We start from the raw sequence: 13,022 nt of genomic DNA on the forward strand, positions 1-13,022 counted from the left end.
ATGCAACTGACTCTGACGCTCCCCAAAGGCCACCCAGCCAATGCTCCGGTAACCCAAATTATTCAGCAGGCAATTGATGAGGTAAATAATGCAGGTGGTGGAACACTGGTGCTTCCCCCAGGCCAGTATTTAACTGGCGCACTGGTTCTGCCATCAAATTTTTGCCTGCATTTTGAACCCGGTGCTGCACTGCTGGCCAGCAGCCAGTATGAAGATTACCTGCCGGGTGAAACCCTGAGCGTGGCCGAGCAATCCAACCGGGCGCTTATCTACGCCCGTAACCAGCACAACATCAGCCTGACCGGCCAGGGCAGCATTGATGGTAACGCCGATGCCTGGTTCTCAGCCACCAAAGACGCCATGGGCTACCGTATGCCCGCCCAGGAGCGGCCGCGTATTATTGTGTTTGAAGGCTGTAACAATGTGCGCCTGCAAAACGTGCGGGTACACAATGCCCCGATGTGGACGGTACACCTGGTCGCCTGTGAGCAGGTGTTTATCAACCAGGTGATTGTCGATAACGATATGACCATGGCAAACACCGATGCGCTGGATATTGACAGTTGCCGCTATGTGCATATCAGCGACAGCCATTTCAGTGCCGCCGACGACGGTATTTGCCTGAAAACGACCCGCAAACCCGCCCCACTGGCAGGCCCCACCCAACATGTCACGATTAGCGGCTGCACACTGCGCTCCGCAAGCAGTGCATTCAAAATTGGCACTGAAACCTTTGATGACATTGAAGATGTAGTTATGACCGCGTGCACCATCTACGGCAGTAACCGCGGTATTGGCATTATCAGCCGCGATGGTGGTGCCCTGCGCCGCCTGCGGTTCAGCAATATTACTTTTCACTGCCGGCACGCTAACCCTTGCCATTGGGGGCGAGCTGACCCGGTGTTTATCTCCTGCCGAACCCGAGCCCCTGGCATTGCACCTGGCAACATCAGCCAGGTGAGCTTCACTGGCTTGAGTGGCATTGCTGAAGGGGCGATTAACCTGCACAGCGAACACACCGGAGGTATTGCCTGGGTGCAACTCAGCCAACTCCAACTTTGCCAGGTGGCCTGTGATGACCCACAGCAAGGCAGCTATGATATTCGCCCACCCTGCAACCCCGAACGCCCTACGGGCACTGGGCTGGATAACGCATTTTTGATTAACCCGGCAAGCGGTGAGCCGTGGGGCGTGGAACGTTACCCCGGCGGTATGCCTGCAATTTATGCCACTGGCGTGCTGCATCTGGCGCTGGATAACCTTGCCATAGAACGGCCACACCCGCTTCCCGCAGGCTGGCACCCGCAGGCGGTTATACAATCATAGTCATTCAGATAAATGCGAATAAGTATCATTTATTTTACTAAGCTAAAACACGAATGATACACTTGCTCCCCTATGCGGCAGGCCATTGCCTGCCGCCAGGCAACTGACAGGTGAGCATGAAAACGCAGCAACCGCTACCCCCGCCACAGCTATTCTCCGTGGCGAATTTTCTCGACTTTGGCGCACGCTACAGCATTGATTACCACTTTCCAGGCCTTGGCATAACGCCTGTGGCACACGCTGCCCGCTCTGTGGTGCGCGGCTATGTTGATGAACTTGCTTTGCCATCGGGGATTTTTGCCACCTGCTCTGATTTGCAGGTGATTGAACCCTGGCACTCCACTTCCCAGGGGTGTGCGCCCTTATATTTATTGGTCGTGCTGGAAGGGACGGTACAGCTCAACCTGAATGGCAAAGCCTGGCGTATTCAGGCTGGTATGGCGCTGGCGACCCAACTGGGTGAACAGCAAATCTTGCGCGCCTGCCACCAAAGCGATGAGCGCCTGGTGACGGTTTCACTGGCACTGCCTGCGGCCAGCCCCAGCGTACACCCGGCGGTTGCGGCGCATATCTGCGCCTGGCAGCAACAGGGGCCAATCACCACAGCCTGGCCGGTAGCCAGTTATGTTTTAGGCGGGCTTCGCCAGGCACTGCTGCGCACCACCACGCCACTGGCCCGCCAGCTCACACTGGAAGGCGCACTGCTGCAGTTACTGGGCCAACAAATGCATGAAAGCGCCACCAGCAATACAGCTCTGCGTGGCGAACGCCTGCGGCTGGAGCAAGTGCGCCAACTGCTGGAAACCGCCCCGGAACAGCCCCATACCCTGGAAGCACTGGCGCGCACGGCGGCCATGAGCACAGCCAGCCTGCGCAGTAAATTCCGCCAGGCTTATGGCGACTCAGTGTTTAATTACCTGCGCGACTGCCGCCTGGCTCTTGCCCGGCGCTATCTTCTGGAAGGTGACAGTGTTCAGGAAGCGGCCTGGAAAGCTGGCTATGCTCACGCCACCAACTTCGCCACCGCCTTCCGGCGGCGTTACGGTATTGCCCCCAGTGATGTTCACCCGGTTCAGTAAAGCCAGGTTTTAGCATTGCGCATACACAGTCTGTCACCGAGCATAGCCTGTCCAGGCCATATAACCGTAATAATAATCACTTTCATTAAATAATAATTCAAGACAGGTTTATACACATGACTCGGTCAGGGGCATTCTCCTTTTCTTTACTGGCAGGCAGTATTGCCGCCAGTTTTCTCCCCGGCGCACAGGCTGCCACCACAGCGGCAGGTTCCCAGGAAAGCACGATTGTTGTGAGCGCCACAACGGGTGAGAGTAGTAACAGCGTAGCGCCTTATACTAACAGCGCCACCAAATCCGCCTTACCGGAAAGCCGCACACCGCAAACCATTGACACCATCAGCGGCAGTGAGATTGAAAAACGCCATCCACAGTCGCTTAATGAAGTGTTGCGTTATGCCGCCGGGGTTTCTACCGAGATGCGCGGTGCCACCACGTATATGAGTGAATATAAAATCCGTGGTTTTAATGCAGAGCATGAATACCTGGACGGGCTGCAACTGCCCTACAACGTGAGCGGCAATACCAAAGCGAGTATCGACCCCATTCTTATTGAACAGGTTGATATTCTTAAAGGGCCATCTTCGGTGTTGTACGGTAATGCGTCCCCTGGCGGGCTGGTAAATATTCAGAGCAAAATGCCAGAGAAAGCCGCTCACAACGAAATCGGCTTTAATACTGGCAACCGCAATTTAAAAGAAGGCTACCTGGATTCCACCGGGCAAATCGCCAACAGCGACTGGGCGTACCGATTCATTGGCAAGGCCAGTGAAGGCGATGACCAGGCCCGCACCACCAAACATGAAAGCTACCTGATTGCGCCTTCTGCCACCTGGCAGCCTTCCGACCAAACCCGGCTGACGATTCAGGCGTTATACCAAAACCAGCCCAGCCTGACGCCATCTAACCCGTTACCACTGGCTTACCTGCGCAGTGGCTATGCCTCGCGCCGGGATTTCGCGGGCGACCACTGGAATGGGTTTAAACAACGTGAAGGTATGCTGGGTTATACCTTCGAACACCAGTTTGATAACGGCTGGGGCATAGTGCAAAAAGCGCGTTATTTCAATGTAGACACCCACCAGCGCAGTATTTACTCCACCGGTGTCGGGGCCAGTAATACCCAGCTTTCCCGCTTCGGGTACACCACCGATGAGGACCTGGACAGCATCAATATGGACAACCAGTTGACCAAAACCATCGACTGGGGCGACTGGCAGCACCACCTGTTAGCCGGGTTCGATTACCAGCACCTGAATTCCCATATGCGATACCGCTATGGCACGGTTTACCCAGGCATAGACATGCAAAACCCGGATTACAGCCAGGTGACCAGCGACAACCTGGGGCTGTACACCGCCACCAAACAACGCCTGAGTTTTTACCAACAGGGCTGGTATTTACAAGACCAGGTGGTATTTGGCGGGCTGAACCTGGTCGCCAGCCTGCGTTACGATAATTACCATTCCACTACCACCAATAACCTGGATAACGACAGCAAAAGCTGGGTGAGCCAGCAGCGCGTAACTAAACGCCTGGGTGCGCTGTACCAGTTTGCCAATGGCATTGCGCCTTATGTTAGTTACTCCGAAGGGTTTTTGCCGGTTTCACCACAGGGAACACTTACCGCGCAGCAAGTTAAACCCACCACCAGCGAACAACTGGAAGGCGGTGTGAAGTACCAGATAGCAGACTATGCCACCACACTTACCGCGTCTGTTTTCCGTATCCGGCAAAAAAACGTGGTGACCACCGACAACACCTACACCGCAGACTACCAGCTTAATTACTGGCAAACCGGGGAGATAACGTCGAAAGGGGTTGAATTAAGCGCTATCAGCCGTCTAACGGATAACCTCAACCTGATCGCCAATTATGCATGGACTGATGCGAAGAACACCAAAGATGCGCTCTACCAGGGGAAACGCCCGACGCAAGTGCCTGAGCATGCTGCCAACCTGTGGGCGGATTACCACTTCAGTTCCGGTAGCCTGAATGGGCTGATGATTGGTGCCGGTGCACGTTATACCGGTAAAACGGAAACTACCCCGGATAACAGCCTGCCGGCACTGGGTGGCAACACACAATACGATATGGCGGTAAGTTACGATATGGGCGTTCTCAGCCCGTCTCTGACGGGGCTGACACTGAAAGCCAGCGGACAGAACCTGACCAATAAATTTACCTGGACCTGTTATGACGCCAACTACTGTTGGATTGGGCGGGACCGCACCTGGCAGGTGGGCGCCAGCTACCAGTTCTGATAACAAAAGACAGGGTTAATCAACATCTAACGGGCCTGAGGCAGGGTGAGTGCCACAGGCCCGTTAGTCATTATGTAAAGAATTACTGCCCGGACCAGGCGCGCAGGTTATTTTCGCGCACCTGCAATTTTTGCTCTGGTGTCAGTTTAAAATAGCCCGGTGCCATGCCACTTTCCCAGTCGCCATACAACGGGTTTGGCAGCACAATCAGCTCGGTGCCAAAACGTGCATGATTGTCGCTGACAAACTGGCGGCGAGCCGCGTTGTCTTTATGGTATGTCGCCGCCCCAAAGTCATTGAGGTTATCGCCAATATATAACACGACATGGTAGCCACTGGCTTTCACGCTGTCGAAACGCGCTTGTTTGTTCGAGCTGTCTGTTTTCAGCAACAGGGTTTTGTCGTTAACACCAGGGAAGCCCAGTGCTTCCATATTGGCTTTGGTAGCCGCGCTGTCTTTGGCATCTCGGTTGGAAATATAGAACATTGTGCCGCCATGGCTGTTCACGTAACGGGCAAACTGCACAGCACCGGGTACAGCTACCGCCTGTTTGGACTGTGTCCACTCAGACCAGGTTTTATCGCTAAAAGGCTGCCCGTGTTTAGCCTGCCACGCGCTGTATGCGCTGTTATCCAGCATGGTTTCATCCAGGTCGACAATGACCGCCCGGCGGCCTTTCACTTTATGGGCCGAGGCATCAAACGCCAGGCGCGCACTGTTAAAAGCCTGCCACGCCAGTGCCTGGTATTCACCAGACTGCTGGAACCAGTTCACCGCCAACACAGACTGCCCGGCCAGTTGCTGCTGAGCGGTTTGTTGAATGGTTTGTTGTGACTGGGTTGATGGCTGTTGAGCACCTTGCTGTGGTGCGGCACACCCGGCCAAAGCCAGAATGACGGCCGCGCCGATACCCTGCAAAATCGGTTTTTTCATGGGGCTACCTTTATCCTTATTTTCGCCACGAGAAAGCACGTTTAAATTATGGGAACACAGTTTAAAACTGTGCGCAGTTAACGTTAGCAATCTGAGCCAGGAAAACCAGCGTGTTATGCAGAAAATCCTGAAAAATCAGTAAGCATTTGTGCCAGAGCGGCGTTAAACCCCCAACACCCATGGCAGTTACCTGACACGGGTGTTGGGGGTTTACCAGAAAAGAGAGGTTACTTCGCGAGTTCTGCCTGGGCTTCAGCCAGTTCTGCCTGTGCCTCGGCCAGTTTTCGCTGGCGCTTGTTTATTTTATCTTGCCGTCCGGAAGCCTGTGCTTCCTGTAGCTCATGGGTTCGCACTTGTACTTCGCGTTCTTTTTGCTGTACTTTCGCCTGGCGTTTTTTCAGCAAGCCCTCGTCTGTACAGTGATCTTTAACACTCTGCAGCGCATTTTCAAGGCCCTTAACCGGCCCGTTATTCCCCTGCGCCCTGGCATGAATTAATTGCTGCTCGATTTCGTGTTGCTTCGCGGCACAACCGGTAAGCTGGCTGGTGGCTGCCTGTGCAAGCCCAGGGGCTGCCAGAACAGGGACAACCAGCATCAATGCGGTTACCCAGCGGGTGGTTTTGTTACTCATCACAAGCTCCTTATAGGTACTGCTGTTACCGGCCACTCATTGGCAACGGTTTACTGATTCTGTTCAACTGGCTGTTGTTCAACGGCCTGTTTTGCGGGCCTTGGGTATTTCCACAGCCATTTGCCGCTCGCCATACGCCAGTAGAAACAAACCGCCCGCACCGCCCAGTCGAAGAACATCCCCAACCAGACACCGACCACGCCAAACCCCAGCACAACGCCCAGCACATAGCCAACCACAACCCTGGCACCCCACATGCTGAACATAGAAATCCACATCGCATAACGGGCATCACGCGCACCTTTCAGGCCCGCAGGCAGCACCCAGGATGCCGCCCAAACCGGCATAAATAAGGCATTCAGCCAGAGCAGTATTTTCACCACATCTTTTACATCCTGCTCATGGGTGTAGAACGAGGCCAATAGCCCGGCAAATGGCGCACTACCCCAGGCAATAATGGTTAGCCCGAGCGTTGCCAGCCAGAACACATGGCGTAACTGGCGTTCTGCCTGCCCTATCTGGCCTTTCCCCAGGCGTTTACCCACAATAATGGTAGAAGCAGAGCCCAGGGCGTTACCGGGCAGGTTAATAATCCCGGCAATTGAAAACGCAATAAAGTTACCGGCGATAACATCTGTGCCCATCCCAGCGACAAACACCTGGGTGAGCAACTTGCCGCCATTAAACAGCACGGATTCAATACTGGCCGGGATACCAATCCCCAGCACTTCCACCAGAATGCCGAAATTAAGCGGCTTGAAGTAGCTTTTCAGGCGAATACGAATAGCCGGGGTGAACCCCACCATCAGCACCCAAATAATGGCGAAGGCACCAATATAACGGGAAATACTCAGCCCCAGCCCGGCACCAATAAAGCCCAGGCCATGCCAGGAGAAACAACCGTAAATCAGTAAACTACTGATAATAATATTGAGGATATTCATACCGCCATTGATCAACAGCGGTATTTTGGTATTGCCTGCCCCACGCAATGCGCCACTGCCTATTAAGGCGATTGCCGCAGCCGGGTAGCTCCAGGCGGTGAGTTGCAAATAGGTAAGTGCGAGTGCTTTCACCGAGGGCGCCGCTTCACCGGCAATCACATTAATAATGTGCTCGCCCATAAAGTGAATCACCACTGCCATCAACACCGCAATAAGGGTCATTAACACCAGTGACTGGCGTGCCGCCGCCCGTGCGCGTTTTCGGTCGCGCTTGCCGAGGCTGAAGGCCACCACCACCGTAGTACCGAGATCAACCGCAGCAAAAAACGCCAGAATAACCATGTTAAAGCTGTCTGCCAGGCCCACGCCTGCCATGGCTTCTTTACCCAGCCAACTGACCAGGAATGTGCTCAGCACACCCATCATCAGTACACAGGTGTTTTCAATCAAAATGGGGATAGCAAGCGGCGTAACTTCCCGCCAAAACAAAACGCGATAACTCTTACGATTACGGTACCAGTGTGTCGCCACCACGCGCTGGTGCATTGCGGAAAGTACTTTCAAATTGGACTCACAAACAGAATGTTGAAACCCAGTTTTAAATGATGAGGGAGTATTCGTATTCCTGCAAAGGATTTTCGGCGTTATTTGTCTGATAATCCAGCGAGCTGCTGAGATAATCGCCACTTGGCGTGGATTTGGCGATTTAGGTTTGACAATTGTTTTTTCGCCGCTATGATTGCCTCCACACGATTCCTCTGTAGTTCAGTCGGTAGAACGGCGGACTGTTAATCCGTATGTCACTGGTTCGAGTCCAGTCAGAGGAGCCAAATTTAAGAAGCCTGCTTACGAGCAGGCTTTTTGCTTTTGTGGGGTTTGGTGAGGACGGCTGTACGTTGCGTTTCACCCCACAATTTATCTTCTGACAAGTGCCCGGCAGTAGCTCCTGCGTGCCAGCCCACAGATTTCCTTCAGGAAAATGGATTCACTTCAGTTCCCAGTGGCCCGTCAACTTCATCTTAAATAAGTCTATAATTCGCCTTTTAACATATTGCATGGAAGGAATTGCGATGAGTACGGTTGAAGAATTAAAGGTAAAGTACCCGGATGCGAATGCGTGGCAAATTGGTGACAGCCCAGAGCTGGCTAATGAACTTGCTAACCTGGTGCTAAGAGGGATTAAAACTGCCTCTTGCGGCTCATTGTCGGCTTTTCAGCAAGAAGAGCCTGCGCCCAGAATAGGAAGTTATAACATTATTCTCAATGGCGAAGACGTTCCAGTATGCGTTATCCGGCTGCTTTCATTGAGACTGGTGCGTTTTTGTGATGTTACTGAAGAGTTTGCCAGGAAAGAAGGCGAAGGTGATTTAAGCCTTGAATACTGGCGGAAAGAACATCAGCGTTTTTTTATCCGCGAAGGTTCTTACTCCGATGATATGGAGCTGGTTGCAGAAGAATTCGAGGTGGTTGAAGTTCTTTGATTTAAGAAATAATGGGCCGCACATTAGCCTTGCATGTATTTATCACGCCAATATTACAATTCCTGCAAAGACAAAATAACTGCACCGGTAATCTCGCGTATACGCGGTTCATTACGGCGGTAATAAGTCCATTTACCCACTTTGCTGGCCTCAAGCAGACCCGCATCAAAAAGGCTTTTCAGACACAATGAAGTTGCGGGCTGTGATAAGCCCGCCTTGTCCTGGATGAGACTGGCACAGACGCCATACTGTTCGAAGGGGAAAAGCTGGGAATAATCAGCAAATGCTTCTTCAGGGTTTTTTAGCCACTTTAGCACAGCAACCCGTGTGGGGTTGGCCAGTAACTTAATGGCATTTTCCGGTGACATGCCGCCTCACAAACATCAGGAAGAATAAACAGGGTAATCAGTATACCCTTTCTCAGTACCGCCATACAGAGTGGATTGATCTGCACTATTTAATGGGTAACCTTCATTAATCCGTGCAGGTAAGTCCGGGTTAGCGATAAAGGTGCGCCCAAACCCAAACAAATCTCCCCAGCCTTTTTCCAGAATGAGTTCGGCTTTTTGCTGCGTATAACGACCAGAATACATAATCGGAGAATGAAAAGTTTCACGTAGTGCAGCACGGAAACTTTCCGGCATATCCGGACTATTATCCCAGTCCGCTTCGGCTATCGACAGATAACCCACTTCAAGCTCATTCAGAACTTCTGCGGCACGGATGTAAGTGGCATGAGGATCACTTTCAACCAACCCCAAATAAACCCTCTCTTCATCTGTACTCGAAAATAAGGGGGCAAAACGCACGCCAACACGATGGCTACCGAACACCGAACTGACTGCTTCAGTCACTTCACGCAGGAAACGCAATCGGTTATCAAGTGAGCCGCCGTATTCATCAGTACGGAAATTAGTATGTTCAGAGATAAACTGGTTAATGAGATACCCGTTGGCAGAGTGAAGTTCTACACCGTCAAAACCAGCTTTTTTGGCATTTTCCGCTGCGATGCGGTAAAGCTCTACAATCTCTTTCACTTCCCGGATAGTCAGTTCGCGTGGCTCGCTGGGAGCAGTAAGCATACCGGTGCCTGGTCCGGTTTGAATAAAGACTCTTACACCTGTAGCAGTAACAGCAGAAGGGGCAACAGGTGGCTGCATATTAGGCTGAAGCGCATTGTGCGATACGCGCCCAACATGCCAAAGCTGGCAAAAAATGGTACCGCCTTCCTGATGAACGGCATCAACCACTTTTTTCCAGCCAGCAATCTGCGCTTCGCTGTGGATACCCGGAGTCCAGGCGTACCCCTGTCCCCGCGGTTCAATCTGCGTACCTTCGGTAATCATGAAACCAGCACTGGCCCGCTGACGATAGTATTCCACCATCATATCGCCAGGGATGTTTCCCGGCTGTTCGCTACGACAACGGGTTAACGGTGGCAGGGCAATGCGGTTGCGTAACTGAAAGCCACCAAGGGCTAAAGGGCTAAAAAGTGATGACATAATTAACATCCTTTGATGCGATAAAGTGGCGTCATTATATTTAAAGATTTAAATATGTAAATGCATTTTTGTAATTTTGCCTGCACTGTATCCCCTTCGTCTGGTTCAAAAAATATTTCATACAGAGGCCAAAATGCCGTGAATATCGGCAAATGTGTGTACATCTCCCGCATAACCAGTACATGTACTGCTCTTTACAGACTCATAGCAGTTAGCGATCCACCAGCGAGCGATACATTTCCACCTATCGGGTTAAAAACAGGTAACCCACGTTATCTACAACCTTACGTAACAGTCCACAGTGTCTGGATATACACCTCATTCATGTACTGCAAGCCAGTCACGCAATTCGTCATACCTTCTTTATCTCTCGCACCAGATTGTTGCTTTACCCAGACTCGCATGTAATCATTTATTGAGAATTTATTTAATAAAACATTCTCAATATGAGAATACAGATGTGATATGCCAGAGCTATAAGGAGATAAAATGATTTCTGTGTTGCGTTACCGACCGGAAACGAAAGCATTTTTGCTTTCTGTAGCCGCGTGTGTGGTTCTTATTATAGGGATGGGGTATGGGCGGTTTGCCTTCACCGGCATTCTTCCTGTCATGTTGCATGAGCATCTGCTCAGCCTGACGGAGGCAAATCTGGCCGCTTCTGCCAATTATGCTGGTTATCTCGCCGGAGCATTGATGCTGGCTAAAGCACGCCCGGCTGATGCCAGAAATCTGTGTGCAGGGTCTGTACTGGCCTCACTTGCCTGCCTTGTCGCCCTTGCCTGGTTGCAATTTCCCCCTGGCATTATTTTGGTCAGAGGCCTGGCTGGCATATTCAGTGCCATAAGCCTGGTATCTGCCTCTCTGTGGTTATTGCAGCATATGAAGCACGCCCACGGTGCTCCACTTATGTATGCTGGTGTTGGGTTGGGGATCTTTATTTCTGCAGAATGCATAGCGTTGGGTAAATCAATGGCTTTATCAAGCCAGGCAATATGGAGCGTCTGTGCGGTGAGTGCCGGGCTTCTTTACGCAATAATTTTCCGGCTTCTTAATAGCCCCCCTGATACGCTGATTGACTACCATAAACCTGATCATTCAACAGTGAGCACGGAAGGGCGAACGCGTTCAGCAGCCATGAAATTACTGGCAGTCTATGGCCTGGCCGGTTTTGGCTATATTATAACCGCTACTTATCTTCCGTTATTCCTCACAGGCTCACTTGCGGGTATCGATCCTGTTCATGTATGGGCTATCTTTGGCCTTGCTGCCGTCCCGTCATGTTTTGTCTGGCACCGAATAGTGCTGAGTTATGGCTATCGCCGGAGTCTGATGCTGAATTTGTTTATTCAATCGGCTGGCGTACTGTTGCCGGTCTTCAGTCATGGACTGATATTCTGCCTGGCCAGTGCATTGCTGGTTGGGTTTACTTTTATGGGCACCGTAACTATAGCCATGCCCAGGGCTAAGTATCTGGCTGATGTGGTGAACTTTAACATGATTGCCGCCATGACTGCTTTGTATGGTATCGGGCAGATAGCTGGACCATTGATTGCTGGAGAACTCTATGCTGTTACCCGTTCGTTTAACCCATCACTGATTACGGCAGCCATCTCCCTGCTTGTTGCCGGTTTTATTGTGGCGTTTGACGTGGGCCAAAGTCGTTAAGCTGCAGACCAGAAATTATGATGAATACACAGAGAAGCATGAATATCAGTCAATTAGAGAATTTAACCTGCAGGCATGTCACCCAATATATGACGAACCTTATTCTCTGCCAGGCTACGGCAAACCTTAAGTAATAAAGAAAGAATACATGAGTGAGTCCCGCCTGCCGGGATTCATATTATGCTGTTAAATTGGTGGTGTTCTTTAATACAGAAAGCAGCTTGTCCATAGCTGGTGAACTGAAGTCTCTGCGCCAGATAAACTGAGTTGTTGCTGTACCAGCATCCAGAACAGTAAGCCCATCAGGCAACTGTAACAGGCTCAGAACACTCTCAGGAAGCAAACACATGGAGGCTCCTGATGCAACGCAGGCAAGCATGGCATGATAAGAGTTAACCTCCTGGATCAGAATGTTTTCTCCCTTTCCTGGTATCTGGCTCAATAAACCGACCGTCATCTCACGGTAGGTACAGCCTTTGGCAAACGTGGCCAAATGCCCCTCTGTTATGTCCTCAATCTTTTTTACCTTGCCCATTGTTGCTGGCAGGACAAGCAACAGTTTTTCCAGATAAAGCGGATGGAAATCGAGACTCTCAGGGCAGACCACCGCTGAGCTTTCGCCTTTTGGCAACGCGACAAGCGCACAATCCAGTTCTGAACAGATAACCTTCTCCATCAGTTGCCTGGTAGGGTTTGTGCTGAGCGTAAGCTTTACTCCGGGGCAAGACTGGCTGAAGGCGGCAAGAGGAGCGGCAAGCCGGCTCGCAACGGTGGATTCCATAGCCCCCAGCGCCAGAATCCCATTAGGGGTCACTGGGTGAAGGCTCTGACGCGCCTCTTCTGCAAGGCTGAGAATTCTTTTTGAATAGGCCAGGAATGTTTTGCCCTGAGGGGAAAGTCTTAATTTTTTGCTTTCCCGTATAAACAACTGCACATCCAGTTCTTCCTCAAGCTGCTGGATCCTGGTTGTCACATTGGATTGCACCCGGCCAAGGCGTCTGGCTGCTTTGACCACACTCAGCTCTTCTGCAACAATTTGGAAAATCTCCAGAGAGGTATGATTCATTCTGTATTCTCATTTTAGAAACGATACAGACCAATTGGTCTCTGACGAAGATTTTATGCTCTCCCTGTCTATGACTTCAAGCAGGTAATAAAATGAATAACATTCAGTGCGACGGCAACATCTTCC

11 protein-coding genes and 1 tRNA gene are annotated in these 13,022 nt (G+C 51.4%); 6 read left to right on the top strand and 6 right to left on the bottom strand.

Annotated elements, in window-relative coordinates:
* Nucleotides 1-6 precede the first annotated feature (6 nt).
* The 3 genes from LC084_RS09130 to LC084_RS09140 all read left to right on the top strand — a co-directional run bounded on the left by LC084_RS09130 (nucleotide 7) and on the right by LC084_RS09140 (nucleotide 4,669).
* Nucleotides 7-1,326, top strand: a complete 1,320-nt coding sequence (locus tag LC084_RS09130) for a glycoside hydrolase family 28 protein (protein ID WP_404808359.1) — start codon at nucleotides 7-9, stop codon at nucleotides 1,324-1,326.
* 116 nt (nucleotides 1,327-1,442) lie between these two features.
* Nucleotides 1,443-2,405 carry a helix-turn-helix transcriptional regulator gene (locus LC084_RS09135; protein WP_226570838.1) on the top strand — a complete coding sequence of 321 codons (963 nt, stop codon included), beginning with the start codon at nucleotides 1,443-1,445 and terminating at the stop codon, nucleotides 2,403-2,405.
* Nucleotides 2,406-2,521: 116 nt separating this feature from the next.
* Entirely contained in the window at nucleotides 2,522-4,669 is a 2,148-nt protein-coding gene (locus LC084_RS09140; RefSeq protein ID WP_226570839.1) for a TonB-dependent siderophore receptor, read from the top strand.
* Between the two features lie 82 nt (nucleotides 4,670-4,751).
* Here the strand turns inward: LC084_RS09140 and LC084_RS09145 are convergent, their stop codons facing one another.
* The 3 genes from LC084_RS09145 to LC084_RS09155 all read right to left on the bottom strand — a co-directional run bounded on the left by LC084_RS09145 (nucleotide 4,752) and on the right by LC084_RS09155 (nucleotide 7,725).
* A complete protein-coding gene (locus tag LC084_RS09145) occupies nucleotides 4,752-5,603 on the bottom strand; it encodes a 5'-nucleotidase, lipoprotein e(P4) family (protein WP_226570840.1) in 852 nt (283 codons plus the stop codon).
* Nucleotides 5,604-5,830: 227 nt separating this feature from the next.
* On the bottom strand, nucleotides 5,831-6,235 hold the full coding sequence (locus LC084_RS09150; protein WP_226570841.1) for a DUF1090 domain-containing protein: 405 nt from the start codon (nucleotides 6,233-6,235) through the stop codon (nucleotides 5,831-5,833).
* Between the two features lie 50 nt (nucleotides 6,236-6,285).
* A complete protein-coding gene (locus LC084_RS09155; protein ID WP_226571189.1) occupies nucleotides 6,286-7,725 on the bottom strand; it encodes an EmmdR/YeeO family multidrug/toxin efflux MATE transporter in 1,440 nt (479 codons plus the stop codon).
* A gap of 208 nt (nucleotides 7,726-7,933) precedes the next feature.
* On the opposite strand from LC084_RS09155, the gene LC084_RS09160 reads away from it, so the two are divergent.
* Nucleotides 7,934-8,009 (top strand) — tRNA-Asn (locus LC084_RS09160).
* A 240-nt stretch (nucleotides 8,010-8,249) separates the two neighbouring features.
* Nucleotides 8,250-8,660, top strand: coding sequence for an ASCH domain-containing protein (locus LC084_RS09165; protein WP_226570842.1), 411 nt, complete (start codon nucleotides 8,250-8,252; stop codon nucleotides 8,658-8,660).
* 53 nt (nucleotides 8,661-8,713) lie between these two features.
* Here LC084_RS09165 and LC084_RS09170 read toward each other — a convergent pair whose 3' ends face one another.
* Both LC084_RS09170 and LC084_RS09175 read right to left on the bottom strand, forming a co-directional pair.
* Nucleotides 8,714-9,028 (bottom strand): ArsR/SmtB family transcription factor, encoded by a 315-nt coding sequence (locus tag LC084_RS09170; RefSeq protein ID WP_226570843.1) that lies wholly within the window; start codon nucleotides 9,026-9,028, stop codon nucleotides 8,714-8,716.
* A 15-nt stretch (nucleotides 9,029-9,043) separates the two neighbouring features.
* Nucleotides 9,044-10,162: an alkene reductase gene (locus LC084_RS09175; protein ID WP_226570844.1), complete on the bottom strand. Its 1,119-nt coding sequence runs from the start codon at nucleotides 10,160-10,162 to the stop codon at nucleotides 9,044-9,046.
* Nucleotides 10,163-10,654: 492 nt separating this feature from the next.
* On the opposite strand from LC084_RS09175, the gene LC084_RS09180 reads away from it, so the two are divergent.
* Nucleotides 10,655-11,830, top strand: coding sequence for a YbfB/YjiJ family MFS transporter (locus tag LC084_RS09180; RefSeq protein WP_226571190.1), 1,176 nt, complete (start codon nucleotides 10,655-10,657; stop codon nucleotides 11,828-11,830).
* Nucleotides 11,831-12,008: 178 nt separating this feature from the next.
* Here LC084_RS09180 and LC084_RS09185 read toward each other — a convergent pair whose 3' ends face one another.
* Entirely contained in the window at nucleotides 12,009-12,896 is an 888-nt protein-coding gene (locus tag LC084_RS09185; protein WP_226570845.1) for a LysR family transcriptional regulator, read from the bottom strand.
* Nucleotides 12,897-13,022: the final 126 nt, after the last annotated feature.

The sequence above is a fragment of the Mangrovibacter yixingensis genome (genome assembly GCF_020523985.1).
Classification (GTDB): domain Bacteria; phylum Pseudomonadota; class Gammaproteobacteria; order Enterobacterales; family Enterobacteriaceae; genus Mangrovibacter; species Mangrovibacter yixingensis.

Excerpts from the sequence above, each read along its gene's own strand:
- LC084_RS09135 (WP_226570838.1), top strand. The coding sequence starts at position 1,443 with ATGAAAACGCAGCAACCGCTACCCCCGCCACAGCTATTCTCCGTGGCG.
- LC084_RS09140 (WP_226570839.1), top strand. The coding sequence starts at position 2,522 with ATGACTCGGTCAGGGGCATTCTCCTTTTCTTTACTGGCAGGCAGTATT.
- LC084_RS09145 (WP_226570840.1), bottom strand. The coding sequence starts at position 5,603 with ATGAAAAAACCGATTTTGCAGGGTATCGGCGCGGCCGTCATTCTGGCT.
- LC084_RS09150 (WP_226570841.1), bottom strand. The coding sequence starts at position 6,235 with ATGAGTAACAAAACCACCCGCTGGGTAACCGCATTGATGCTGGTTGTC.
- LC084_RS09155 (WP_226571189.1), bottom strand. The coding sequence starts at position 7,725 with ATGCACCAGCGCGTGGTGGCGACACACTGGTACCGTAATCGTAAGAGT.
- LC084_RS09165 (WP_226570842.1), top strand. The coding sequence starts at position 8,250 with ATGAGTACGGTTGAAGAATTAAAGGTAAAGTACCCGGATGCGAATGCG.
- LC084_RS09170 (WP_226570843.1), bottom strand. The coding sequence starts at position 9,028 with ATGTCACCGGAAAATGCCATTAAGTTACTGGCCAACCCCACACGGGTT.
- LC084_RS09175 (WP_226570844.1), bottom strand. The coding sequence starts at position 10,162 with ATGTCATCACTTTTTAGCCCTTTAGCCCTTGGTGGCTTTCAGTTACGC.
- LC084_RS09185 (WP_226570845.1), bottom strand. The coding sequence starts at position 12,896 with ATGAATCATACCTCTCTGGAGATTTTCCAAATTGTTGCAGAAGAGCTG.